Origin of the sequence: Sphingomonas citri, assembly GCF_019429485.1 — a bacterium.
Lineage (GTDB): Bacteria > Pseudomonadota > Alphaproteobacteria > Sphingomonadales > Sphingomonadaceae > Sphingomonas > Sphingomonas citri.
The window spans coordinates 176095-200854 of the sequence record NZ_JAHXZN010000001.1 but is presented as its reverse complement, the minus strand read 5'-3'; the positions used below and the strand labels follow the sequence as shown (position 1 = coordinate 200854).

Sequence of the window (24760 nt, the reverse complement as noted above, 5' to 3'; positions counted from 1 at the left end):
GAGCTCGTCGAAGTGCCGTCTCGAAGCACCGTCGCGCAACGCTCTCCTCACCCCTGCCGCGACAGGAAGCGCTCGTGTACCGCGGGCGCCATGCGCACCTCGTAGCGCACGCGGTCGCCCTCGACCTGCTGGTCGAGCACCTCGCCGTTGGCGTGGAGCCAGGCCGCCCCCGCGCCGTCACCCGCGTCGAGCGCGATGGCATAGCGCTGGTGGCCCTGGGTCAGCAGGTCGGCGACGTGCCGGATCAGCTCGTCGACCCCCTCCCCGTTCAGCGCCGACAAGGCCACCACGTCGTCGCGCCGCGCCGCCTCGTCGAGCAGTTCGGAGCGCGCCTCGCCGTGGAGCAGGTCGAGCTTGTTCCACGCCTCGATCCGCGGCGTGGTCTCGCTCACGCCGACATCGGCGAGCACGCCCTCGACGTCGGCCTTCTGCGCCGCTGTATCCGGATGCGCCACGTCGCGGACGTGGATCAGCAGGTCGGCCGAGACCACCTCTTCCAGCGTCGCCTGGAACGCCGCGACCAGCTGGGTCGGTAGCTCCGAGACGAAGCCCACCGTGTCGGAGAGGATCGCCTTGTCGATGCCGGGCAGGCTGATCTGCCGCAGCGTCGGGTCGAGCGTGGCGAAGAGCAGGTCCTCCGCCATCACGTGCGCGCCGGTGAGGCGGTTGAACAGCGTCGATTTGCCCGCGTTGGTGTAGCCGACCAGCGCGATCACGGGCCAGGGCGCGCGCTGGCGCCGTTCGCGGTGGAGCCCGCGGGTGCGAGTCACCTGCTCCAGCTCGCGCCGCAGCCGCGCCATGCGGTCGCGGATCAGGCGGCGGTCGGCTTCGATCTGGGTCTCGCCGGGGCCCCCGAGGAAGCCGAAGCCGCCGCGCTGGCGCTCGAGGTGGGTCCAGCTGCGCACCAGCCGGCCCGATTGATAATCGAGGTGCGCCAGCTCGACCTGGAGCCGCCCCTCGGCGGTCGCGGCGCGCTCGCCGAAGATCTCGAGGATCAGACCGGTCCGGTCGATCACCTTGGTCTCGAGCGCGGTCTCGAGGTTGCGCTGCTGGATCGGCGTGAGGCTGCCGTCGACGACGACCAGCCCGGCCTCCTCCATCCGCGCACGCGCGGCGAGCTCCTCGATCTGGCCCGCGCCGATCAGCGTCGCGGCCCGCGGCGTACGGATGCGCAGCGCGACGCGATCGGCGACCACCACGCCGATCGCCTCGGCGAGCCCGGCGGTCTCCTCCAGCCGCGCCTCGGCGTCGCGCGACGAGCCGCCCAGGTCGGGATAGACCACGACCGCCCGCGCACCGCGCGAGAATTCGTCCCGGTCGCGCTCGAAGCCGCCGCTCATGCGGACTTCCTCACTCGTCCTCCCCCGCGGCCTGCTCCTCGGCGAGGTTGAGCGGGCGCGACGGCTGGATCGTCGAGACGGCGTGCTTGTAGACCAGCTGCGACATGCCGTCGCGCTGGAGCAGCATGCAGAACAGGTCGAAGCCCGCGATCGCACCCTGCAGCATCACGCCGTTGACGAGGAACATCGTGACCGGGTCCTCCGACTTGCGCACCGCGGAGAGGAAGATGTCCTGCAACAGCTGCTTCTTGCCGCCCTCGCCGAGCTGCCCCACGATGCCGGCGACGTCGATCGGGCCGGCGGGCATGATGGTGGAGATCGCGTGCTTGTAGATCAGCTGCGACTGGCCGTCGCGCCGCAGCAGCACCGAGAAGTTGTCGAACCAGGTGACGATGCCCTGGAGCTTGACCCCCTTGACGAGGAACATCGTGACGGGAGTCTTGGACTTGCGCAGCGCGTTGAGGAACAGGTCCTGGAGCGAGGTCTGCTTGTCGGCCATTGAAGGGTCCTTGTTCTTGGCGGGAGGTTCCCCGCGGGGTGCGCCGTTGCCGGCGTCGGACGTGCCGCGCTGTAAGCGGCGAGCGTAAAATAGGGTTCCGCCGCGGGCGCGTCTAGGTGGGGTGATCACGGGCGCCTGTCTTACCCACGTTCGCGCTGAGGAGGCGCTGAGCGAAGCCGAAGCGCCGTCTCGAAGCGCAGCTACACCGGTCGTGGCGGTGCTTCGAGACGAGGCTTCGACGAGCTCACCCTCTCCTCAGCACGAACGGCGCGCGCTGAGGTAAGGTCCTGACTGCTTATTCCTCCCGAGTCTCGGTGATCCCGAGCAGCTTGAGCTTGCGATGCAGCGCCGAGCGCTCCATGCCGATGAAGCTCGCCGTGCGCGAAATATTGCCCGAGAAGCGCCGTATCTGGACGCGCAGATACTCGCGCTCGAAAGTCTCGCGCGCCTCGCGCAGCGGCGCCCCCATGATCGCGGTCGCGCCCGGGCCGGCGTCGTGGCCGCCGAGCACCTCGGCGGGGAGGAGATCCAGGTCGATGCGGCCGATGCGGTCGCCGGGGGCGAGGATGATGGTCCGCTCCACCACGTTGCGCAGCTCGCGCACATTGCCCGGCCAGTCGTAGGACTGGAGCGCGACCAGCGCGTCGGTCGCGATCTCGGGCACGGGCACGCGACGCTCGGCGGCGTAATGCGCGACGAAATGCTCGACCAGGGCGGGGATGTCCTCGCGCCGCTCCGCCAGCGGCGGGATCGTCACCGGCACCACGTTGAGGCGGTAGTAGAGATCCTCGCGGAAGCGGCCCTCGGCGATCTCCAGCGAGAGGTCGCGCGCGGTGGCGGAGACGACCCGCACGTCGACCTTGACCACGCGAGTCCCGCCGACGCGCGTGAAACTCTGGTCGGTCAGCACGCGCAGGATGCGCGCCTGGGTCGCCTGCGGCATGTCGGCGATCTCGTCGAGGAACAATGTCCCGCCATGCGCCTGTTCGAGCAGCCCGGTGCGGACGAGGTCGCCCCCCTCCTCTACCCCGAACAATTCCTCCTCGACCCGGTCGGGGCTCATGCCCGCCGTGCTGACGATGACGAAATTGGCGTGGGCGCGCTGGCTCCAGCCGTGGAGCAGCCGCGCCGCCACCTCCTTGCCGACACCGGCGGGGCCGACGATCAGCACGCGGCTGCCCGTCCCCGCGACTCGCTTGAGCGTCGCGCGCACCGCGTTGACCGCGGTGGAGCTGCCGGTGAGATCGGTGCCGCGCCCCGAGGCCGCGCGCAGGCTCGCCACCTCGGCGCGAAGCCGCTCGGTCTCGGTCGCGCGCTCGACCATCAGCAGCAGCCGCTCGGCCTGAAACGGCTTCTCGATGAAGTCGGCGGCGCCCTTGCGGATCGCGGCGACGGCGGTGTCGAGCGTGCCATGGCCCGAGATCACCAGCACCGGGATCGAGGGATCGCGCCGCTTGATCTCCTCGAGCAGGTCAAGCCCGTCGAGCCGCGAGCCCTGCAGCCACACGTCGAGCAGCACCAGGCTGGGGCGACGCGTCGCGATCGCCTCCAGCGCGGCGTCGCTGTCACCGGCCATGCGGGTCTCATAGCCCTCGTCCTCGAGCACACCGGCCACGAGTTCGCGGATGTCGAGTTCGTCGTCCACGACGAGGATGTCGATCGCCATAGCTGTCTAGATCCGATTCCTGGTCAAAGCGGCGATCGTGCGATCGTCGTCGGTGGAGCCCGCACCGGGCGGGACAGAATCCTCGGCGGCGAGCGGGGCGAGCAGCGACGCGTCGAACGACAGGGTCACCACGGTGCCGCCGCCGGCGCGGTCGGCGAAGGTCATCGTGCCGAAATGCTCCTCCACGATCTTCTTAACGATAGCGAGCCCCAGGCCGGTGCCGCGCGCGCGCGTCGTCATGTAGGGCTCGACAATACGGTCGCGCTCGAGCGGCAGGCCGACGCCGGTGTCGGCCACCTCGATCACGACCCGGCCCTCGCCTTCACGCAGCGCCATCGTCACCGCGCCCTCGCTGACGTCGGCGGCCTCGACCGCCTCTACCGCGTTCTTGACGATGTTGGTGAGCGCCTGGCCGATCTGGCGACGGTCGCACACCAGGGTCGGCGCGGGCTCATCATGCTCCAGCACGAAGCGGATGCCGGGATGCGCCACCTCGTGGAGGAACATCGTCTGGCGCGCGATGTCGACCAGCGCTTCCTCGCGGAACACGGGCTTGGGCATGCGCGCGAAGGAGGAGAATTCGTCGACCATGCGGCGCAGGTCGCCGACCTGGCGGACGATCGTGTCGGTCAGCCGCGCGAAGGTGGTGTCGCCCGCCTCGATCTTGCTCCCGTAGCGGCGTTGTAGTCGCTCGGCGGCGAGCTGGATCGGGGTGAGCGGGTTCTTGATCTCGTGCGCGATGCGGCGCGCCACGTCGGCCCAGGCGGCGCGTCGCTGATCGGTCAGCTGCTGGGTGATGTCGTCGAAGGTGATGATCGGTCCGGTGCCGTCGCGCGCGATCCGCGCCGCGAAGGTCCGCATCTCCCCCTGGACATTGTGCTGGACGTTGGCCTCGCGCGCGCCCTCGTCGAGCATCGCGTCGAGCTCGGGCGCGACCGCGCGCAGCACCCGGCCGACCGGCGGCGCGTCAAGCCCCAGCAAAGTCTGCGCCGAGCTGTTGACCAGTCGGATCGTGCGATCCTGCGAGTCGATCGAGATCACCCCCGCCGACACGCCCGACATCACCGCCTCGATCAGCGCGCGACGGTTCTCGAGCTGGGTGTTGGCGGTCACCAGCGCAGTGTTCTGCGTCTCCAGCCGCGCCGTCATGCTGTTGAAGGCGTTGGCGAGCGTGCCGACCTCGTCGCGCGCCGGCGTCTCGGGCACGCGGGCCGCGAGATCGCCACCCTCGACGCGGCGTGCGGCGTCCACCAGCTCGCCGACCGGGCGCACCAGCCGGTCCGCGACCGCGAGCGCGATCCACACCGCGACGCCGACGATCAGCAGCGAGACGATCAGCAGCGCGGCGTTGAACCGGAGCTGGAGCGAGCGCGCGCGCGCGATCAGCTGGCGATAGTCGGCGAGCACCGCCGCGCCGCGGTTGAGCTGATTGGCGAGCTGCGGGTCGAACACGCGCGCCGAGTAGAGATAGGTGTGCGGCTGATAGTCGAGACGAGTCAGCACGCCGACGCGGTCGCCCGAGCGCACCACCACCGAGGCGGCCCCGCCCTCGATCTGGTCGATCATCGGCGCGGTGACGACTCGCTCGAGCTGCCGGTCGTAGGGGTTGACCAGGGCGCGGGTCCGAAGCTCGCCGTCTTGCCCGCGCTGAACGATCAACGCCTCCGACAGGTTACGGAGGTACAGCTGATAGGCGAGGCCCGCGGCGAACCGCTTGCTCTCGATCGGGTCGGCGCGGAGATAGTCGGCGAGGTCGCCCGCCATCGTCATCGTCTCGCGGCCGACCCGGTCCGATTCGTTGCGATAGCTCTCCTGCGCCACCGAGGCGGCGTTCTCGAACATGCCGCGCGCGCGGTCCGAGTACCAGAACTGGACACCGTATTGGAACAGCAGCGAGGCGAAGATCGTCACCAGCAGCGCGGGTACCGCGGCGACGAGCGAGAAGAGCAGCACCAGTCGGACATGGAGCCGCCCCTCCCCGCCGACGGGCGAGCGCGCGGCGCGGTTGAGCGCGATCCGCCGCCCCAGCAGGATCATCAGCGCGATGCCTGCGACGAGGTTGGCGACGAGCAGCAGCGCGACCACCGGCGGCTCGATCAGCGCGGCGGTGCCGCCCTCGCTACGTACCGAGAAATAGCTGCCCACGCCGATCGCGACCGCTACCGCGAGCACCGCTAGCTCCAGCGCCGGCGTCACCGTCGGCCGCCGACGGGCGGACGACGTGGTGGAAGAGGAGGGAGTGACTCCCGCGATCATCGCTCCCCCGCTACAACATCGGTGTTGCACAGAGAACACATATTTCGGGAGCTTATGGCTCGTCCGATCCCGCCGCGCGCGCGCCCGGGCTGATCCCGAGCGCGTCGAGCCGCTTGCGCAGCGTATTGCGGTTGAGCCCGATCGCGCGGGCGGCACGCAGCTGGTTGCCGCCGTGCCGCGCCAGCATCGCCGCGATCAGCGGGCGCTCCGCCGCGCCGATCACGCGATCGTAGAGCGAGCCGTCGTCGAGCGCGCCCGGCTCCTCGCGTGCCAACCGCTCGATCATCGCGCGGACCGCCGCCTCGATGCCGGGATCGGGCAAGGCCTCGGAGAGGCCGGCGTTGGGCGCGGGCGCGGCACCGATCGTCGCCACCACCTCGGCCGCGCCGATCCGGTCGTCGCGCGAGAGCGCGGCGAGGCGGCGCATGAGGTTCTCCAGCTCGCGCACGTTGCCGGGCCAATCGTGCGCCTCGAGCGCGGCGACCGCCTCGGCGGCGAGCGTCTTGCGCGGCAGCCCCGCCTCGGCGGCGCGGTCGAGGAAATGACGCGCCAGCTCGGCGATGTCGCCGCGGCGCTCGCGCAGCGTGGGCAGCGCGACCGGCACGACGTTGAGGCGGTAATAGAGGTCCTCGCGGAACTGCCCGCCCGCGACCGCCTGCTGTAGGTCGCGGTTGGTGGCGGCGACGATGCGGACGTCGGCGCGGATCGTGCGCGCCCCGCCCACCGTGGTGAACTCGCCCGACTGGAGCACGCGCAGCAGCCGCGTCTGCGCCTCGATCGGCATGTCGCCGATCTCGTCGAGGAAGAGCGTGCCCCCGGCAGCCTGCTCGAAGCGGCCGGCGCTGCGCTGCGCCGCGCCGGTGAAGGCGCCGCGCTCATGCCCGAACAATTCGGCCTCGATCAGCTCGCGCGGGATCGCCGCCATGTTGATCGGCACGAACGGCGCGCCGCGCCGCGCGCCAAGATCGTGGATCGCGCGCGCCACCAGCTCCTTGCCCGTGCCCGACTCGCCCGAGACCAGCACCGTCAGATCGTTCGAGATCACGCGCGCGATGACGCGATACACGTCCTGCATCGCGGGCGAGCGGCCGATCAGCGGCAGCTGCTCCTCCTCGACGACGCGGTCCTCCGCCGCCGCCCCGCCGCGCTTGAGCGCCGCGGCGACGGTGCGCGTCAGCGTGTCGAGGTCGAACGGCTTGGGAAGATAGTCGTACGCCCCCGCCTCGGTGGCGCGCACCGCGGTGGTCAGCGTGTTGCGCGCGGAGAGCACGATCACCGGCATGTCGGGGCGCTCGCTCGCGAGCCGGCCGGCATGGTCGATGCCGTCGCCGTCGGGCAGCACCACGTCGGTGACCAACACGTCGGGCGGGTGGGTGCGCAGTTCGCGCGCCATGTCGGCGAGGCTGGCGGCGGTCCGCACACTATAGCCGGCGCGACGCAGCGCGTGCGCCACCACGGTGCGCACCGCGTCGTCGTCGTCGACGATCAGGACCTTGCCGCCGGTCACGCGGCGCGCGGCAGCAGCAGGCGGAAGACGGTGTGGTGCGGCTGGCCCTCGCGCGCATATTGCACGATCCCGCCCATGTCGCGCACCAGCTTGTCGACCAACGCCAGCCCCAGCCCCTTGCCCTCGGGTCGCCCGGAGACGAACGGGTCGAAGAGATGGTCGGCGATGTCGTCGGGCGCGCCCGGCCCGGTGTCGATCACGCACAGCTCGATCGGCAGCGCGACTCGCTCGCGCCCCTTGCCGGTCGCCACGGTGATGCCGTGACGATAGGCGGTGGTGAGGGTGATGCGCCGCTCGCCGCGCTCGCCCAGCGCCGCGGCGGCGTTCTTGAGCAGGTTGAGCACCACCTGGAGCAGCGCGTCGCGGTTGCCGAGCACCGGCGGCAGCGAGGGGTCGTAGCGTTCCTCGATCGGCACGTCGCGCGCGAACCCCGCCAACGCGACGCCGCGCGCGTGCGCCAGCAGCGGGTAGATGTTGAGCGGCGCTACCTCGCGCGGCCGTGTATCGGTGAAATCCTCCATGTGATCGATCAGCGCGGCGATCCGGTCGACCTCGGTGATGACCAGGCCGGTGAGTTCGTCTGGCGACGCGCCGTCGGCGATCAGCTGCGCGGCGCCGCGGATGCTCGACAGCGGGTTCTTGATCTCATGCGCCAGCATCGCCGCCGCCCCGACCGCGGCGCGTGCCGCCGCGGCTCGGTCGCCCGAGACGCCGAGCCGACGCGACGCCGCGGCATGGTGGAGCGTGATCGTGCGCCAGCCGGGCTGGTCGACCACCGCCGCCTCGACCAGGTCGACGCGTATGCGGACACCGCCGCGCATCTCCAGCTCGATGTCGAAGGCGGCGAAGGCGTGTCCCGCGCGCCGCGTCTCGGCGTCGGCCACCCCGAGCAGCTCGGCGACGGTCTGTCCGCGCATCGCTCGCTCGGAGAGGTTGAGCAGCGTCTCCGCCTCGGCGTTGGCGCGTTCGACGCGATCGTCCGGGTCGACCACCAACACCGCGACCGGCAGCGCGGCGAGCAGCTCGGCCTCGCTCGGCCCGCGCTGCGTCGATCTCACGCGGCGTCCCGCATCCGGTGCGGCGCGTAGAAGTCGGCGAGCATCGCCTTGACCCGCTCGGGGTCGGGCTCCTGGTTGACCGCGTTGCGGAACTCGGCCGAGCCGTGGATCCCCTTGGTGTACCAGCCGATGTGCTTGCGCGCCATATTGACGCCGGTGACGATGCCATAGTGGCTCAGCATCATTTCGTAATGCTCTGACATCACGGCATATTGCTCGTCGAGCGTCGGGTCGGGCCGGCGCTCGCCGGTGGCGAACCAGTGCATCACCTGGCCGAGCAGCCACGGGCGGCCGTAGGCACCGCGGCCGATCATCACGCCGTCCGCGCCGGACTGCGCCAGCGCGGTCTCGGCGTCGTCGATCCCGCAGATGTCGCCGTTGACGATCACGGGGATCGACACGGCCTCCTTGACCGAGCGGACGAAGCCCCAGTCGGCGCTACCCTTGTACATCTGATTGCGGGTGCGGCCGTGGACCGTGACCATGCGGACGCCGAGGTCCTCGGCGATGCGCGCCAGCTCGGGCGCGTTGAGGCTGTCGTGGCACCAGCCCATCCGCATCTTGAGCGTCACCGGCGCGTCGACCGCGCGCACCACTTCCTTGACGATCGCCGCGGCGAGCCCGAGGTCGCGCATCAGCGCCGAGCCGGCGTCGCCATTGGTGACCTTGCGGACCGGGCAGCCCATGTTGATGTCGATGATCGCGGCGCCCTTGTCGCGCGCGAGCCGCGCCGCCTCGCCCATCTCGTGCGGGGTGCAGCCGACCAGCTGCATCGACACCGGCTCCTCCGACACGTGCCACATCGCCTTCTGCAGCGACTGGCGCGTCTCGCGGATCGCCGCCTGGCTCGCGATCATCTCGGTGACGTTGAGCCCCGAGCCGTAGCGGCGGACCAGGGTGCGGAACGGCTGGTCGGAGACGCCGGTCATCGGCGCGAGCACGACCGGCTGGTCGACGCTCACCTCGCCGACACGGATCGGCGTGAGCCGGGGAGGAAGAGGCTGATTCATCGCTGCTGCTCGAAAAATGGGCAGGTAGTCGACGCGCACCGGTCTGGCAAGGTCGGCGCGGAGCGGCTAGGGCGCGCCGCCATGACCACGGTCGCCCTCATCGTCGCCGCCGGCAGCGGCTCGCGCAGCGGCAGCGCCGCGCCCAAGCAATATGCGCCCGTCGCGGGCCGGCCGATGATCGCGTGGAGCCATGCCGCGCTGTCGGCACACCCGGCGATCGATCGCGTGATCGTCGTGATCGGCGCGGGGCAGCAGGCGCTGCTCGCGGCGGCGGTGCCCAGCGCCGAATGGGTGATCGGCGGCTTCGAGCGGCGTGACTCGGTGCGCGCGGGGCTCGAGGCCGCCGCTGGCGCGACGCGCGTGCTGGTGCACGACGCGGCGCGACCGTTCGTGCCGCACGCGGTGATCGACCGCCTGCTCGCCACGCTCAAGGATGCACCCGGCGCAATTCCGGTCCTGCCGGTCGCCGACACGCTTGTAGCGACGGACGGTGCCACGATAGCGCGGGAGACGCTCGCGCGCGTGCAGACGCCGCAGGCGTTCGACGCCGCCACACTGGCGCGCGCGCACGCGGCGTGGGAGGGCGGTTCCGCGACCGATGACGCCCAGATGGTGCGCGCGCTCGGGCTGAGCGTGGCGCAGGTCGAAGGGGACATGATGCTCGACAAGATCACCTACCCCGCCGATTTCACCGCCGCGGCGGCGCGCGTCGGCGTGGAGACCCGCTCGGCGAGCGGCTTCGACGTGCACCGGCTCGAGGACGGCGAGGAGCTGTGGCTCGGCGGCGTGCTGATCCCGCACCACCAGGGTCTCTCCGGCCACAGCGACGCCGACGTCGCACTCCACGCCATCACCGACGCGGTGCTCGGCACGATCGCGGCGGGCGATATCGGCACGCACTTCCCGCCGAGCGATCCGCGATGGCGCGGTGCCGAATCGGGACAGTTCCTCACGCACGCTCGCTCGCTGGTCGAGGCACGCGGCGGGCGCGTCACCTTCGTCGACCTCACGCTGATGTGCGAGGCGCCCAAGATCGGCCCGCACCGTGCCGCGATGCAGGCGCGGATCGCGGAACTTCTCGGCCTCTCGACCGATCGGGTGAGCGTGAAAGCGACCACCACCGAGCGACTCGGCTTTACCGGCCGTGGGGAAGGGATTGCCGCGCAGGCGGTCGCGACTGTCACGCTGCCCGGCGGGTTCGACGCATGAGCCGCCTCCCCTCGCTCGCCGCGGCGCTCGCCGTCGTCGCGTTGCTCGCCGCGCCCCCCGCCGCCGCGCAGGACCGCTGCCTGTCGAGCACCGACGCCGAGTCGATCGCGCTGGTCGCCCTGCCCGAGATCATCCGCGACGCCGGTCGCGTCTGTGCCGCGCTGCCCGCCTCCAGCCTGCTGCGGAAGTCGGACAGCGCCCTGCTCCAGAAATATGACCGCGAGGCCGACCGCGCCTGGCCCGCGGCGCGCACCGCGATCGCCAAGCTCAGCGACCCGGCGGTGGAACTGCTGCTGCTGAGCGACTATGCGCGCCCGATGCTGACCTCGCTCTTCGCGCCGCAGATCACCGGGCGGATCCAGCGCGGCGACTGCGGGACGCTCGACCGGCTGGTGACATTGCTCGAGCCGCTGCCGGCGCGCAACACCGCGGGCATCGTCGTGGCGACGCTACAATATCTCAAGGCCGAGAAGAGCAAGGGCAAGCGCGACGCGATCCCCGACCTGCCGGTCTGCGCGGCGGCGACCGCGCCGTGAGCGACGACGTTCTTCCGCAGCAGCTGGTCGACGCGGCGCGCCGCGTGATCGAGGCCAATCGCGCCGCCGGGCGCCGCGTCGCGGTGGCGGAGAGCTGCACCGGCGGGCTCGTCTCCGCCGCGCTGACCGAGATCGCAGGCTCGTCCGACGTGTTCGACGCTGGCTTCATCACGTATTCCAACGAGGCCAAGCAGCGCCAGTTACGGGTGAGCGGCGACGTGCTCGACACGTTCGGCGCGGTCTCGATCGCGGTGGCGTGGAGCATGGCGCAGGGGGCGCTGGCGCAGTCCGAGGCCGACGTCGCGGTGGCGATCACCGGCGTCGCGGGTCCGGGCGGCGGGACCGAGAAGAAGCCGGTCGGGACGGTGGTGTTCGCGCGCGCCGAGCGCGCGGGTGATCCCGCCAACGTGGTCGCCGACAAGCGCTTCTTCGGCGACCTCGGCCGCGCCGGGGTGCGACTTCAGGCGGCGCTGTGCGCGCTGGAACTGCTGCTGCCCGAACCCGACGAGGAGCCAGCGACCGAGTCGCCGTAGAGTGCGCGCGCGCGCTCCTCAAAGGCGCCGATCATCCGGCGCAGCGCGACGCCGAAAACCTGCCCCGCGAGCATCTCGAACATTCGGTTCTTGAAAGCGAAGTCGACGGTGAAGTCGACCAGCGAGCCGCCCTCCCCGTCGGGACGGAAACGCCAGTCGTTGTGGAGATACTTGAGCGGCCCGTCGACGTATTCGACGCGGATCGTGTCCGGGCGCGCCTTGGCCACTTTCGAGGTGAAGGTCTCGCGCAGCCCTTTGAAGCCGACGATCATGTCCGCCAGCGTCTCGGTGTCACCGTCGCGGCGCACGCGCATCGCGGTCACCCAGGGCAGGAACTCGGGATAGCGGCGCACGTCCGCGACCAGGTCGAACATCTGCTCGGGGCTGTAGGGCAGCCGGCGGGTCTCGCTATGCTTGGGCAAGCTTGGCCTCGCGCGCTGCCCGCATCTTCGCGAAATCGTCGCCGGCGTGATAGCTCGACCGCGTCAGCGGTGAAGACGCCACCAGCAGGAAGCCCTTGGCGCGCGCGATCGCGGCATAAGCGTCGAACGCCTTGGGGGGCACGAACTCGGCCACCTTGGCGTGGCGAGGCGTCGGCTGGAGATACTGGCCCATCGTCAGGAAATCGATGTCGGCCGAGCGCATGTCGTCCATCACCTGGTGGACCTCTAGCCGCTCCTCGCCGAGCCCGAGCATGATGCCCGACTTGGTGAAGATCGACGGGTCGAGCTTCTTGACGCTCTCGAGCAGCCGGATCGAGGCGTAATAGCGCGCGCCGGGCCGGATCGTCGGGTAGAGCCGCGGCACGGTTTCCAGATTGTGATTATACACGTCTGGGCGCGCCGCGACGATGGCTTCCACCGCGGCTTCGTGCTTGTTGCGGAAATCGGGTGTGAGGATCTCGATCGTCGTCGTCGGGTTGGTGCGGCGGATCGCCTCGATCACCCGTACGAACTGCCGCGCGCCGCCATCGGGCAGGTCGTCGCGGTCGACGGAGGTGACGACGATATGCTCCAGCCCCATCTGCGCGGCGGCGTCGGCGACGTTCTGCGGCTCCATCGGGTCGACCGCGCGCGGCATGCCCGTCTTGACGTTGCAGAAGGCGCAGGCGCGCGTGCAGGTGTCGCCCAGGATCATCACCGTCGCGTGCTTCTTGGTCCAGCACTCCCCGATGTTCGGGCAGGCGGCCTCCTCGCACACGGTGGTGAGGCTCTTCGAGCGCATCAGCGCGCGCGTGGCGGCGAAACCCTCGCTGGTGGGCGCCTTGACGCGGATCCAGTCGGGTTTGCGCTGGCGCGCGGGAGCCGGAAGCGGAGTCATCTCGTTCATGCCGTCGCAGATAGCGGCTGGCGGTCTTCGAAACAACGGAAGGGTAACTGACGAATGAGCAAGTTCCACGATATGATTGACGGCTATTATCGCTTTCGCGGTAACGAGTGGCTGGAGGAGCGCGAGCGCTGGACCGAGCTGGCCAGCGGGCAGTCGCCCAAGGTGATGGTGATCGCCTGCTCGGATAGCCGGGTCGATCCTGCCACCATCTTCGGCAGCCGTCCGGGCGAGGTGTTCGTGGTGCGCAACGTCGCCGCGCTGGTCCCGCCGTTCGAGACCGGCGGCGGGCGCCACGGCGTCTCGGCGGCGCTCGAGTTCGCGGTCACCGTGCTCCAGGTCGAGGAAGTGCTGGTGCTCGGCCACGGCGCGTGCGGCGGCGTCAAGGCGGCGCTGTCGGGCGACCTCAAGCAGGCCGAGCCGGGCCACGGCGGCTTCGTCGCGGCGTGGATCGACCTGCTCGACGACGCGCGCGAGAAGGTGATCCACGAGCACGGCCAGGGCGCCGAGGGTCAGACCGCGCTGGAGCAGGAGGGCGTCAAGGTCTCGCTGGCGAACCTGATGACCTTCCCGTTCGTGCAGGAGCGCGTCGAGGCGGGCAAGCTGCGGCTGCACGGCGCGGTGTTCGCGATCGCCGACGGCAAGCTGCGCGTGCTGCAGGACGACGGCCACTTCGAGCCGGCGTGAGGTGACTGGGGCGTTCGCGGGAACGGGGCGCCCTACCCTCTTCCGTTCCCCGGCGAAGGCCGGGGCCCAGTTGGGAAGGCCGTGGCGGGATTCACCGACGTCCGCCCAACTGGGCCCCGGCCTCCGCCGGGGAACAGCTTCAAGGAACGAGCAACACCCCCTACCCTCGTCCCCTCACCCCGCCTTGGGCGCCACCAGCGCGTCGCTGTCCTTCGGCAGCTCGGCGGTCACCTTGATGTTCAGCTCCTTGAGCTGCTTGGCCGAGACGAAGCTGGGCGCGCCCATCATCAGGTCCTCGGCCTTCTGCGTCATCGGGAAGACGATCACCTCGCGGATGTTGGGCTCGTCGGCGAGCAGCATCACGATCCGGTCGATCCCCGGCGCCGACCCGCCATGCGGCGGCGCGCCGAACTTGAAGGCGTTGATCATGCCCGCGAAGTTGGTGTCGACGTCGGCCTTGGTGTAGCCCGCGATCTCGAACGCCTTGTACATGATGTCGGGGCGGTGGTTCCGGATCGCGCCCGACGACAGCTCGATGCCGTTGCAGACGATGTCATACTGATAGGCCAGGATGTCGAGCGGGTCCTTGGTTTCCAGCGCCTCCAGCTCGCCCTGCGGCATCGAGAAGGGATTGTGGCTGAAATCGACCTTCTTGCTGTCCTCGTCATATTCGAACATCGGGAAGTCGACGATCCAGCAGAACTCGAAGCGCGACGTGTCGATCAGCCCGAGCTGGTCGGCGACGCGGGTGCGCGCCAGCCCGGCGAGCTTGGCCGCCTGCGCCTCCTTGCCGGCGGCGAAGAACAGTCCGTCGTCCGGCCCGAGACCGAGCGCGTCGGCGAGCGCGTTCATCTTCTCCTCGCCGTGGTTCTTGGCGATCGGGCCGCCCCACTCGCCGCCCTTGCGGGTGGCATAGCCGAGCCCGGCATAGCCCTCGCCCTGCGCCCAGGCGTTTATGTCGTCGAAGAACTTGCGGCTCTTGTCCGCGGTGTTCGGCGCCGGGATCGCGCGCACCACGTCACCCGCCTCGACGATCGAGGCGAAGCGGCCGAAGCCCGAACCGACGAACTGCGCGCCGACGTCGCTGATGATCAACGGGTTGCGCAGGTCGGGCTTGTCGTTGCCGTATTTGAGCATCGACTCGCGGTACGGGATGCGGCGGAACGGCAGCGCCGAGACGGTGCGCCCCTTGCCCTGCCAGTCCGCGAATTCCTCGAACACGCCGTGGAGCACCGGCTCGATCGCGGCGAAGACGTCGTCCTGCGTGACGAAGCTCATCTCGAAGTCGAGCTGGTAGAATTCGCCGGGGCTGCGGTCGGCGCGCGCGTCCTCGTCGCGGAAGCAGGGCGCGATCTGGAAATAGCGGTCGAAGCCCGCCACCATCAGCAGCTGCTTGAACATCTGCGGCGCCTGCGGCAGCGCGTAGAACTTGCCCGGGTGGACACGGCTCGGCACGAGATAGTCGCGCGCGCCCTCGGGCGACGAGGCGGTCAGGATCGGCGTCTGAAACTCGGTGAAGCCCTGCTCCACCATGCGGCGCCGGATCGAGGCGATCACGCTCGAGCGCAGCATGATGTTGGCGTGGAGCTTGTCGCGGCGCAGGTCGAGATAGCGGTTGCGCAGCCGGATCTCCTCCGGATACTCGGCGTCGCCGAAGACGGGCATCGGCAGCTCGGCCGCGGCGCTCTGCACCGTCGCGGCGCGCGCGTAGACCTCGATCTCTCCGGTCGCGAGTGCGCCGTTCACCGTCGCCTCGCTGCGGCGCTTCACCTCGCCGTCGATCGTCACCACCGACTCGACGCGCACGCTCTCCAGCAGCGACAGCGCGGGCGAATCGCTGTCGGCGACGATCTGGGTGACGCCGTAATGGTCGCGCAGGTCGACGAAGAGCACGCCGCCATGGTCGCGCTTGCGGTGCACCCAGCCCGAGAGGCGGACGGTCTGGCCCGCGTCGTCGGCGGTCAGCGCGGCGCAGGTGTGGGAGCGGTAGGCGTGCATGGGGCGGAAACTCTGGCTACGGCGCCGCGCTTCGCTCCGGGCGCCGACGCCGCAAAGAGCGGCGGCACGGCGGCCGGCGACGCGCCGCGACGGCGGTTGTCGGATGGTCGCCGCCCTCTCGCGTCATTACCCTCTTTGTCAACCCGCGCCTGCCCGGCTATGGGCAGGCGCTTATGCACGTTCACCCCCTGATCACCGACAGCGCGACGCTGGCCAATCTCTGCACCCGCCTCAGCGAGGCGCCGTACGTGATGGTCGACACCGAGTTCATGCGCGAGAGCACCTATTACCCGGAGCTCTGCCTGATCCAGATCGCCGACACCGAGGAGGCCGCCGCGATCGACCCGATGGCGCCGGGCATCGACCTCGCGCCGCTGCTCGCGCTGCTGGTCGACAATGAGGACGTGCTCAAGGTGTTCCACGCCGGCGGGCAGGACATCGAGATCATCTACAATCTCACCGGCAAGACCCCGCACCCCTTGTTCGACACGCAGGTGGCGGCGATGGCGCTCGGCCAGGGCGAACAGATCGGCTATTCCAACCTGGTCGACAGCTGGCTCGGCATCTCGGTCGACAAGGGCGCGCGCTTCACCGACTGGGCACGCCGCCCGCTCGACGCGCGCCAGATCGAATATGCCATCGGCGACGTCACGCATCTCGCCAAGATCTTCCCCAAGATGCTGGAGCGGCTGCGCAAGACCGGGCGCGGGGCGTGGCTCGACCAGGAGATGGAGCGGCTCGCCGACCCGGCCAATTATGCCAACGACCCCGACGTGGCGTGGAAGCGCGTCCGCGTGTCGAGCCGCAAGCCCGAGGTGCTCGGCCGGCTCAAGGCGATCGCGCGCTGGCGCGAGCTGGAGGCGCAGGCCAAGGACCTGCCGCGCGGCCGCATCGTCAAGGACGAGACGATCGCCGATCTCGCCAGCCACCCGCCGCGCAAGCAGGTCGATCTCGCCAAGGTGCGCGGCCTGTCGCAGACCTGGGCGGGCAACGACATCGGCGCGCGGCTGATGGCGGCGATCGAGTCGGCGGGGCCGCTGCCCGACGCCGAGCTGCCGCCGCGCGAGGACCGTAAGCCCGGGCTCGGGCGCGAGGGCGCGCTGGTGGCGGACCTGCTCAAGCTGCTGCTCAAGATCCGCGCACGCGACATCGACGTCGCGCCGCGGCTGCTCGCGCGCGGCGACGAGCTCGAGGCGCTCGCGGCGGGGCAGCGCAACGGGCTGCAGATGCTGCAGGGCTGGCGCTACGACCAGTTCGGCCATGACGCCCTCGACCTGGTCGAGGGACGGCTCGGCTTCGCGGTGCAGGGCGGCAAGCTCAAGATGACGCGGACGGAGGCGGCGGCATGAGCCGGGTGGCGGTCGTGTCGGTCGTGCTGGTCGCGCTGGCGGGCTGCGCGCCCAGGGCGGCGGCGCCGGTCGCTGCGACGCCGGTTCTGGGCGGTGAGGTGCCGGGCACGCGCTGTGACGCCGGCGCCGCGGCGGCATTGGTCGGGCGCGCGGCCGATGCGTCGGCGGCGGAAGCGCAGCGGCTGAGCGGCGCGCGCACGGTGCGGCGCTACGCTACCGGTGACGCGGTGACGATGGACTATCGCGCCGACCGACTGAACGTGGAGACCGACGCCGACGGGGCGATCGTCAAGCTGAGCTGCGGCTGAGAGCTGAGGAACAAAGGCGGAGGGCTGATAGCTGAGGGTTGAGGGCTCGCTAGCACGTTCCCTAATGCCGTCATCCCGGACTTGGTCCGGGATCCACGGTGCCGCTCACTCAGTGGCCGCTGGGTACGCGGACGGGTGGATCCTGAAGCGAGTTCAGAATGGCGCTAGTGGGTGATGGGAGAAGGCGCCACGCGCCCACAGCCGCCCTCACCCCAATCGCGGCTGCAATCCCAGCGCCTGCGCCAGCGCCCTGTGCCGCTTCTGCACCGTCTCGCCGTACAGCGCGGCGTCGTCGCCCGGCAGCGTCACTAGCAACTCCCCGGCCTCGACCCGCAGCGACGAGCGCGCCAGCGGTCCCGCCACGCCGCCGCTGAGCCGCTGCCCCAGCCGCATCGCGGTGCCCCACGCCGCCGCGCGCTTCAGCGACGGCTCGTCCGCTAGCAGCGTCAGCGGCGGCGGCGGGGTGGCGGCGCCGCCCATGCCGGTCCACAACGCCTGGCCCAGCATCGCGCGGCCGCGCGCGTCGATCCCGACCCAATTGCCGTGAAGCGCGATCTCCAGACCGCGCTCGGCCCGGAAATCGGGATTGGCACGCCAGCCCACGTCGGCGAGGTGGCAGGCCGCGGTGCGCAACCGCGCGTCGCCGGCCTCCTCATCGGCGAAGAGCGGCGCGATCCAGGCATCGAGCAGGTCGCCGTGCTCGGGAAAGCGCCCGCTCACGCGTCCCTCCTCGCGCGCCGCCACTACCAAGGGATCGAGCGCGCGCTCCTCGACGCTGAGCTCGTCGTAGAGCAATCCCTCGCGCAGCCCATAGGCCGAGACAATCGTCTGCGTGCTCCCGAGATGGCGCAGCACCGCGGCGAGCAGCGCGGCGGCGTCGCCCAGGGTCGGCACGCGCCCCCCCGAGATGCCGGGGATCTCGCGCAGCCGCGCCTTGTTGACGTGCGCCAGCGTGCGCCGCAGCCGCGCGATCGTGTCCGCCGACATGCTGTACTGATGGATCACCGGCAGCAGGTAATGCGTCACCACCATGTCGAGCCGCGCCAGCGACCGCCACGAGCCGCCGACGAGATAGAGCGGCGTCCCTCGCCCCGACCCGGTCCAGCCGCCCGCGTCGAGCAGCGCGCCCACCTTCTTGTCGAGCTGGTTCTTCTCGCGTAGCGCGCCGATCCGCAGCACGCCGAGCGGGAAAGAGGCGCGCTCGTGCAGCGCGCCGGCGCGCACGCGGACCAGCTCGAGGCTGCCGCCGCCCAGGTCGCCGACGATCCCGTCGGCGTCGGGGATGCCCGACAGTACGCCCAGGCCTGCCGCCTCGGCTTCCTTCTCGCCCGGCAATGTCTCGACGCTGAGCCCCGCCGCCTCGGCCATCGCGATCAGCTCGGCGCCGTTCGCGGCGTCACGCACCGCCGCGGTGGCCACGGTGCGCAGCCGGGTCACCTCCATCTCGCGCGCCAGCCCGGCGAAGCGCTGGAGCGCGACACGCGCGGTCGCCATCGCCTGCGCGTCGATCGCGCCCGACTGCGCCAGGCTGCGCCCGAGGCCGGCGAGGACCTTCTCGTTGAACAGGATCGAGGGCAGCCGCGGCGGCCCCTGATAGACCACGAGGCGGATCGAGTTCGAGCCGATGTCGATGATGGCGGTGCGCGGCGGCTCATCCCCGCCTACTTCCGGCGTGCGCCGCACACGGCGCGTCGGCAACAGCCTCAACGCCGCCGCCTCAGCGACAGCACCGGCACCTCGTCACCGTCGAGCGCCGCGCCGCGCCCCGACAGTGACGGATTGACCATGAAATAGCGGTGCAGGTTGAACGGCTTGTCCCCCGGCTCGACGCGCTCATAGCTGCCGTCGGGCTGTAATTCCCAGCTCTGCTCATTGTCGATCAGATTGGCGACCATGACCTGGTCGAGCACCTGGTCGTGGACCGTCTCGTTGTCGATCGGCAGCAGATATTCGACGCGTCGATCGAAGTTGCGCGGCATCCAGTCGGCGGACGAGATATAGACCAGCGCGTCGTCGTTGGGCAGCGCGGCGCCGTTGCCGAAGGCGGCGATGCGGCTGTGCTCGAGAAAGCGGCCGACCACTGACTTGACGCGGATGTTCTCGGACATGCCGGGCACGCGCGGCTTGAGGCAGCAGATGCCCCTGACGATCAGGTCGATCTCCACCCCGGCGTTGCTCGCCTCGTACAGCTTCTCGATGATCGTCGGGTCGACCAGCGAGTTCATCTTGGCCCAGACCGCGGCGGGGCGGCCGGCGCGCGCGTGCGCGATCTCACCGTCGATGTCGCGCATCAGCCGCTCGCGCAGGTCGCGCGGGCTGAGCACGACTTTCTCCATGTCGCCCGGCTCGACATAGCCGGTGATGTAGTTGAACAGCCGCGCCGCGTCGCGCCCCACCCGCGGGTCGGCGGTGAAGAAGCTCAGGTCGGTGTAGATCCGGGCCGTCACCGGATGGTAGTTGCCGGTGCCGAAATGGCAGTAGGTGCGGAACTTGCCGTTCTCGCGCCGCACCACCATCGCCACCTTGGCGTGCGTTTTCCAGTCAATGAAGCCGTAGACGACCTGCACGCCGGCGCGTTCCAGCGCGCTCGCCCATTGCAGGTTCTGTTCCTCGTCGAAGCGCGCCTTCAGCTCCACCACCGCGGTGACCGACTTGCCCGCCTCGGCCGCGGCGATCAGCGCGCTGATCACCGCCGATTGCTTGCCCGCGCGATACAGAGTCTGCTTGATCGCGACCACGTCGGGGTCGTTCGCCGCCTGCTTGAGGAAGGCGAGCACCACGTCGAACGTCTCGTACGGGTGGTGGACGACGATGTCCTTGGAGCGGATCGCGGCGAAACAGTCGCCGCCGAACTCACGGATCCGCTCGGGGAAGCGCGGCGTGAAGGGGACGAACTTGAGGTCGGGTCGATCCTCGTCGGCGAGCAGCGACAGGTCGCCGATGCCGAGGAACGACCCGGTCTCCGTGACGATCGCGTCGGCCCCGCCGAGCTCGTCGCGCAGCACCGCGGCGAGCGTGTCGGGCATGCCCGTCTCCAGCTCGAGCCGGATCACGCGGCCGCGGCGCCGGCGTTTGATCGCGTTGGCGAAGTAGCGGACGAGGTCCTCCGCCTCCTCCTCGATCTCGATGTCGCTGTCGCGGAGCAGCCGGAATTCCGCGGCGCCGAGCACGTCGTAGCCGGGGAAGAGCGCGGGTGCGAAACGCTTGAGGATCGACTCGGTGGCGACGTAGCGCGCGCCCTCGCCGGGCACGCGGACGAAGCGCGGCATGCCGGGCGGCAGCATCACCAGCTCGCGGATCGGCTCCTGGTCCGAGCGGCGCATCAGGTCGAACATCACCGCCATGCCGCGATTGGGCAGGAACGGGAACGGGTGCGCCGGGTCGAGCGCCTGCGGCGTGATCACCGGGAAGAGCTGCTCGTGAAAATGCGTCTCGAGCCATGCCTGCTGCTCGGCGTCCAGAGCGGCGGCGAGCGCATGGCTGCCGAGCACCGCGATACCGGCCTCGGCCAGCTCGGCGCGGATGTCGCGCCACACCGCCTGCTGGCTCGCCATCAGCGAATCCGCCTCTTCTACGATCGCGGCGAGTTGCTGGCCCGGAGTCAGCCCGTCGGCCGAGCGCGCCTCGACGTCCTGGAGCTGCTGCCCCTTCAGTCCGGCGACGCGCACCATGAAGAATTCGTCGAGGTTGGCGCCCGAGATGGCGAGGAAGCGGAGCCGCTCGAGCAGCGGATGCGCGCGGTTGCAGGCCTCGTCGAGCACGCGACGGTTGAACGACAGCCACGACAGCTCACGGTTGAAGTAGCGCCCGCCGTCGCGATCGACGAACGGATCGTCGAGCACGTCCTCGGCGTCGATGCGGGCGATGGTGGTGGGTCGGGTCATTGCTGGTCGCTCTGCGCGGTGAACGCCGCGTCGGGCTGGAGGGTTTCGCGCGCCAGCGGGATCGACAACCGGCGCCGACCCGCCAGTGCGGCGCGATCCAGTCTCTCTATAGCATCGATGACAGCGGCATGACTCCGCTCGACCCGCGCGGCGAGCCAGGCGATCAAGTCGGGTCGCGCGTCGAGGTGACGGCGCGCGAAGCCCCGCTCGAACAGCGCGCGCACCAGCGCGTCGTCGGGCGCGCCGATCGTCGCCGCCGGGCTGGCGGCGAGGCGCGTGCGCAGGTCGGGCAGCGCGATCGCCCAGTCGGGCGGCAGCGCCGCGGCGAGCAGCAGCAGCGGGCGACGTTCGTCCTGCGCGCGGTTCCAGGCGTGGAACAGCGCCTCCTCGTCGCGGGTCTCGGCATCGTCGATGAGACGACCGCCCGAGCGCGCGGCGAAGATCTGCCCTAGCAACGTGCGGCCCGAGCGCGGCGGTCCGGCGATGATCGCGGTACGCACCGGCCAGGTGGCCCAGTGGTCGAGCAGCCGCACCGCGGCGGCGTTGGAATCGGTGACGAGGAACTCGGCGTCGCGCGCGTCGATGGGCAACGCCAGCGGCAGCGCGAACTGGCTCATCCCGCCGGTCCGCGCGGCGGCGCGGCGGCGGGCTCGGTCGGCGTTGGCGCGGCACCGGGCGGCGCGCGCCGGATCCGCAGCGTCGTGCCGCTGCCGAATACCTGCCAGCCGCGCGCCTCCATCGCGGCACGGAAGGACTCGGGCGTGCCGGCGTAGCTCACCGCCATCAGCGAGACGCCGCCGAGCGCGAGGCTGGTCGTCGCCGCCGCGCTCACGCCGGGGACGCCGCGCAGCGCGCCCTCGGTGCCGGTCACCGCGCCCGCGTCGGGCGTGTCGAACTGCACCGTGATGCTGCTGGCGATCGCCGTCGGCGCGGTGAGGTCGGCGAATGTGTCGGTGAGATCGATCGGCGTCGGCGTCGCCTCGGGCATGATCGGGTTGAGCCCGCTGTCCGGGTCGAGCGCGCCGCCGCGCAACGCCTCCTGGTAGATGGTGTCCAGTCGCCGCACCGCCTCGTCGAGTAGCGCGGGTATGCCGCGCGCGCTGCCAACGCGCAGCGTGAAGCCCCGCAGCAGACGATGATCGGGGCCGTAGCGCGCCTCGAAGCTGCCCACCACCGGCCCGCCCGGCCACTGCCGCGTCAGCCGCGCGGTCGGCATCAGCACGTCGCTCGCGCCATATTGGTCGAGCACGGCGCGCCACCAGCCGCGGTCGGGGCGCTGCGTCTCGCCGACGTTGAGCAGCAGCGGGTCAGGCCCCGTGCCGCTCGGCCGTACATAGTCGATCGTGCTGCCGCCGGTGCGGAAGCGCGCCCACGCTTCCTGCCAGAGCGTACGCTGCTCGAACGCGGTGCCCACCCCCGTCGCCCATTGCACCGGCACGACGACGAAGGGCGGCGAACGCTCGACATAGGCCGACACGCCGAGCAGCGCCGCAGTGCGCGCGCGGTCGAACAGCAGGCCGAGTCGCGCGAGATAGCGGTTGGGCCCGATCTGCTCCTGCTCGACGACGATGCTGGACACGATCGAGTCGAGCGCGCCGTCGGGTAGCGTCCGCTCGCCCGCGCCGAGCCGCTGCGCGAGTTGAGTGAAGCCCTTGCGCTGCGCCTCGCGCCAGCCGGCGAGCCGCGCCGCCTCGGCGTTGGGCCCCGAGACGTCGACGCGCACGCCGCTGACCTCGAAATCGTCCGAACTGTCCACGGCGGCGACGCCACGGTCGCCGCCCTCGATCTGCGCGACGACCGCGGCGGCGCCGAGCGCGCTCGCGGCCACGGCGGCGATGATGACGGGGAGGCGGCGCATGTCGCGCGTCTTTTGGCGAAGCAGGCGTGGAAATCCAAGCGCGATGTGGCTAGGCGCGTCGCCATGAGCAACGAAGGTTACACCTACGAGCAGGCCGGCGTCTCGATCGCGGCCGGCAACGCGCTGGTTCGCGCCATCGCCCCGCTCGCCCGCGCGACCCGTCGGCCGGGCGCCGACGCCGACCTGGGCGGCTTCGGCGGCTTCTTCGACCTGCGCGCGGCCGGCTTCACCGACCCGCTGCTGGTCGCTGCCAATGACGGGGTCGGCACCAAGCTGAAGCTCGCGATCGAGTGGCAGCGGCACGAGGGCGTGGGCATCGACCTTGTGGCGATGTGTGCCAACGATCTCGTCGTGCAGGGCGCTGAGCCATTGTTCTTCCTCGACTATTACGCGACCGGTCGGCTCGACACCACGGTCGCGGAGCGAGTCGTCGCCTCGATCGCGGAGGGCTGCCGCATCGCCGGCTGCGCGCTGATCGGCGGCGAGACCGCGGAGATGCCGGGCATGTACGCCGAGGGTGATTATGATCTCGCCGGCTTCTGCGTCGGCGCGGTCGAGCGCGGCGACGTGCTCACCGGCACCACGATCGCGTCGGGCGACGTCATCCTCGGGCTCGCTTCGTCGGGCGTTCACTCCAACGGCTTCTCGCTGGTGCGTCGACTCGCCGTCGACAAGGCGTGGAAGCTCGACCGACCGGCCTTGTTCGATCCCGACAAGCTGCTGGTCGATCACCTGATGGTCCCGACGCGTATCTACGTCGCGAGCCTGCTGCCGCTGCTGCGCGCGCACCGGATCAAGGGCCTCGCGCATATCACCGGCGGCGGGTTGCTCGAGAACATCCCGCGCGTGCTGCCCGCCGGCACGCACGCGATGGTCGACGCCGACGCCTGGGAGCAGCCGCGGCTGATGGCATTCCTGCAGGCGCAGGGCGCGATCGAGCCCGAGGAGATGGCGCGCACCTTCAACTGCGGCATCGGCATGGCGGTGGTGGTCGCGGCGGATCAGGCCGACGCCGTCGCCGCGGCGCTACGCGCGGCGGGCGAGACGGTCCACGCGATCGGACGGATTGAGGCGGGCGAGCGCGGCTGCACCGTCTCGGGCTCGACCGAGACGTGGAGCGCGCGCGCCGACTGGATCGCGACCCACCGCGCATGAGTGCAACGGTGCGGGTCGCGGTGCTGGTCTCGGGCCGGGGGTCGAACATGCGCTCGCTCGCCGCGGCGGCGGGCGATGCCTATGAGATCGCGCTGGTCGCCTCGGACAAGCCCGAGGCGGCGGGGCTCGCCTGGGCGCGCGAGCAGGGGCTGGCGACCTTCGCGCTGTCGCCGCGCGGGATCGGCAAGCCTGCCTATGAGGCGGCGCTCGACGCGGCGCTGCGCGAGGCAGGGGTCGAGGTGATCGCCCTGGCGGGGTATATGCGCCTGCTGTCGGACGATCTCGTCACGCGCTGGCGCGGGAGGATCATCAACATCCATCCCTCGCTGCTGCCCAAGTACAAGGGGCTCGACACGCACGCGCGCGCGATCGCGGCGGGTGACGCGGTCGCTGGCTGCTCGGTCCATGTCGTCACCGAGGAACTCGACGGCGGCGCGGTGCTCGGACAGGCGGAGGTGCCGATCGAGCCGGGCGACACGCCCGATACGCTCGCCGAGCGGGTGCTGTCGGCGGAGCACCGGCTGTACCCCGAGGTGCTGGCGCGCTTCGTGCGCGAGGGAACGTGGCGGGAGGGTTGAGCG

Annotated in this window: 22 protein-coding genes; 8 read left to right on the top strand and 14 right to left on the bottom strand. The window is 70.8% G+C overall.

The genetic code is table 11. The annotated features are described in order from the left end of the window. Positions 1 to 47: 47 nt before the first annotated feature. From hflX to dusB, 7 genes are all read right to left on the bottom strand, one after another. Positions 48 to 1340, bottom strand: a complete 1293-nt coding sequence (hflX, locus tag KZ820_RS00995; protein WP_219746869.1) for a GTPase HflX — start codon at positions 1338 to 1340, stop codon at positions 48 to 50. 10 nt (positions 1341 to 1350) lie between these two features. Then, entirely contained in the window at positions 1351 to 1839 is a 489-nt protein-coding gene (gene hfq / locus KZ820_RS00990; RefSeq protein ID WP_183943501.1) for an RNA chaperone Hfq, read from the bottom strand. A 295-nt stretch (positions 1840 to 2134) separates the two neighbouring features. Continuing rightward, the gene (gene ntrX / locus KZ820_RS00985) at positions 2135 to 3505 is read right to left on the bottom strand and encodes a nitrogen assimilation response regulator NtrX (RefSeq protein WP_183920375.1); all 1371 of its coding nucleotides are present in this window, start codon (positions 3503 to 3505) and stop codon (positions 2135 to 2137) included. Positions 3506 to 3511: 6 nt separating this feature from the next. Next, positions 3512 to 5761 carry a sensor histidine kinase gene (locus KZ820_RS00980; protein WP_219746868.1) on the bottom strand — a complete coding sequence of 750 codons (2250 nt, stop codon included), beginning with the start codon at positions 5759 to 5761 and terminating at the stop codon, positions 3512 to 3514. 52 nt (positions 5762 to 5813) lie between these two features. Continuing rightward, the gene (ntrC, locus tag KZ820_RS00975; protein WP_219746867.1) at positions 5814 to 7268 is read right to left on the bottom strand and encodes a nitrogen regulation protein NR(I); all 1455 of its coding nucleotides are present in this window, start codon (positions 7266 to 7268) and stop codon (positions 5814 to 5816) included. Next, complete coding sequence (locus KZ820_RS00970) at positions 7265 to 8326, bottom strand: two-component system sensor histidine kinase NtrB (RefSeq protein WP_219746866.1); 1062 nt, start codon at positions 8324 to 8326, stop codon at positions 7265 to 7267. Before KZ820_RS00970 ends, ntrC begins: the two co-directional genes overlap by 4 nt. Further along, the gene (gene dusB / locus KZ820_RS00965; RefSeq protein ID WP_219746865.1) at positions 8323 to 9336 is read right to left on the bottom strand and encodes a tRNA dihydrouridine synthase DusB; all 1014 of its coding nucleotides are present in this window, start codon (positions 9334 to 9336) and stop codon (positions 8323 to 8325) included. The genes KZ820_RS00970 and dusB overlap by 4 nt, the downstream gene beginning before the upstream one ends. 81 nt (positions 9337 to 9417) lie before the next feature. Here dusB and KZ820_RS00960 point away from each other — a divergent pair, with 81 nt between their 5' ends. Genes KZ820_RS00960 through KZ820_RS00950 form a run of 3 tightly spaced genes read left to right on the top strand, consistent with a single transcriptional unit; the run spans position 9418 to position 11614 of the window. Next, positions 9418 to 10545, top strand: coding sequence for a bifunctional 2-C-methyl-D-erythritol 4-phosphate cytidylyltransferase/2-C-methyl-D-erythritol 2,4-cyclodiphosphate synthase (locus tag KZ820_RS00960; RefSeq protein WP_219746864.1), 1128 nt, complete (start codon positions 9418 to 9420; stop codon positions 10543 to 10545). Further along, the gene (locus KZ820_RS00955) at positions 10542 to 11081 is read left to right on the top strand and encodes a hypothetical protein (RefSeq protein ID WP_219746863.1); all 540 of its coding nucleotides are present in this window, start codon (positions 10542 to 10544) and stop codon (positions 11079 to 11081) included. Before KZ820_RS00960 ends, KZ820_RS00955 begins: the two co-directional genes overlap by 4 nt. Further along, a complete protein-coding gene (locus tag KZ820_RS00950; protein ID WP_132907992.1) occupies positions 11078 to 11614 on the top strand; it encodes a CinA family protein in 537 nt (178 codons plus the stop codon). Before KZ820_RS00955 ends, KZ820_RS00950 begins: the two co-directional genes overlap by 4 nt. On the opposite strand, the gene KZ820_RS00945 is transcribed toward KZ820_RS00950, so the two are convergent. After that, the gene (locus KZ820_RS00945) at positions 11542 to 12036 is read right to left on the bottom strand and encodes a type II toxin-antitoxin system RatA family toxin (RefSeq protein WP_219746862.1); all 495 of its coding nucleotides are present in this window, start codon (positions 12034 to 12036) and stop codon (positions 11542 to 11544) included. The genes KZ820_RS00950 and KZ820_RS00945 overlap by 73 nt on opposite strands. Then, positions 12023 to 12943: a lipoyl synthase gene (lipA, locus tag KZ820_RS00940; protein ID WP_183920357.1), complete on the bottom strand. Its 921-nt coding sequence runs from the start codon at positions 12941 to 12943 to the stop codon at positions 12023 to 12025. Before lipA ends, KZ820_RS00945 begins: the two co-directional genes overlap by 14 nt. Positions 12944 to 12997: 54 nt before the next feature. Between lipA and KZ820_RS00935 the strand changes: the two genes are divergently transcribed. Then, positions 12998 to 13627, top strand: a complete 630-nt coding sequence (locus KZ820_RS00935; RefSeq protein ID WP_219746861.1) for a carbonic anhydrase — start codon at positions 12998 to 13000, stop codon at positions 13625 to 13627. 174 nt (positions 13628 to 13801) lie between these two features. On the opposite strand, the gene aspS is transcribed toward KZ820_RS00935, so the two are convergent. After that, positions 13802 to 15625 carry an aspartate--tRNA ligase gene (gene aspS, locus KZ820_RS00930; RefSeq protein WP_219746860.1) on the bottom strand — a complete coding sequence of 608 codons (1824 nt, stop codon included), beginning with the start codon at positions 15623 to 15625 and terminating at the stop codon, positions 13802 to 13804. Positions 15626 to 15798: 173 nt separating this feature from the next. Between aspS and rnd the strand changes: the two genes are divergently transcribed. Together rnd and KZ820_RS00920 are read left to right on the top strand one after the other, a co-directional pair. Then, positions 15799 to 16974, top strand: a complete 1176-nt coding sequence (gene rnd, locus KZ820_RS00925; protein ID WP_219746859.1) for a ribonuclease D — start codon at positions 15799 to 15801, stop codon at positions 16972 to 16974. Then, on the top strand, positions 16971 to 17282 hold the full coding sequence (locus tag KZ820_RS00920) for an I78 family peptidase inhibitor (RefSeq protein WP_219746858.1): 312 nt from the start codon (positions 16971 to 16973) through the stop codon (positions 17280 to 17282). The genes rnd and KZ820_RS00920 overlap by 4 nt, the downstream gene beginning before the upstream one ends. Positions 17283 to 17489: 207 nt before the next feature. On the opposite strand, the gene KZ820_RS00915 is transcribed toward KZ820_RS00920, so the two are convergent. Genes KZ820_RS00915 through KZ820_RS00900 form a run of 4 tightly spaced genes read right to left on the bottom strand, consistent with a single transcriptional unit; the run spans position 17490 to position 23024 of the window. Next, positions 17490 to 18980: a Ppx/GppA family phosphatase gene (locus KZ820_RS00915; RefSeq protein WP_258047807.1), complete on the bottom strand. Its 1491-nt coding sequence runs from the start codon at positions 18978 to 18980 to the stop codon at positions 17490 to 17492. 5 nt (positions 18981 to 18985) lie between these two features. Beyond that, positions 18986 to 21166: an RNA degradosome polyphosphate kinase gene (locus KZ820_RS00910; protein WP_219746857.1), complete on the bottom strand. Its 2181-nt coding sequence runs from the start codon at positions 21164 to 21166 to the stop codon at positions 18986 to 18988. Next, positions 21163 to 21783: an HdaA/DnaA family protein gene (locus tag KZ820_RS00905; protein ID WP_219746856.1), complete on the bottom strand. Its 621-nt coding sequence runs from the start codon at positions 21781 to 21783 to the stop codon at positions 21163 to 21165. The genes KZ820_RS00910 and KZ820_RS00905 overlap by 4 nt, the downstream gene beginning before the upstream one ends. Beyond that, a complete protein-coding gene (locus KZ820_RS00900; RefSeq protein ID WP_219746855.1) occupies positions 21780 to 23024 on the bottom strand; it encodes a heavy-metal-associated domain-containing protein in 1245 nt (414 codons plus the stop codon). The genes KZ820_RS00905 and KZ820_RS00900 overlap by 4 nt, the downstream gene beginning before the upstream one ends. A 63-nt stretch (positions 23025 to 23087) precedes the next feature. Between KZ820_RS00900 and purM the strand changes: the two genes are divergently transcribed. Next, entirely contained in the window at positions 23088 to 24179 is a 1092-nt protein-coding gene (gene purM, locus KZ820_RS00895) for a phosphoribosylformylglycinamidine cyclo-ligase (RefSeq protein WP_219746854.1), read from the top strand. Beyond that, positions 24176 to 24757 carry a phosphoribosylglycinamide formyltransferase gene (gene purN, locus KZ820_RS00890; protein WP_219746853.1) on the top strand — a complete coding sequence of 194 codons (582 nt, stop codon included), beginning with the start codon at positions 24176 to 24178 and terminating at the stop codon, positions 24755 to 24757. Before purM ends, purN begins: the two co-directional genes overlap by 4 nt. The last annotated feature ends 3 nt before the right edge of the window (positions 24758 to 24760 follow it).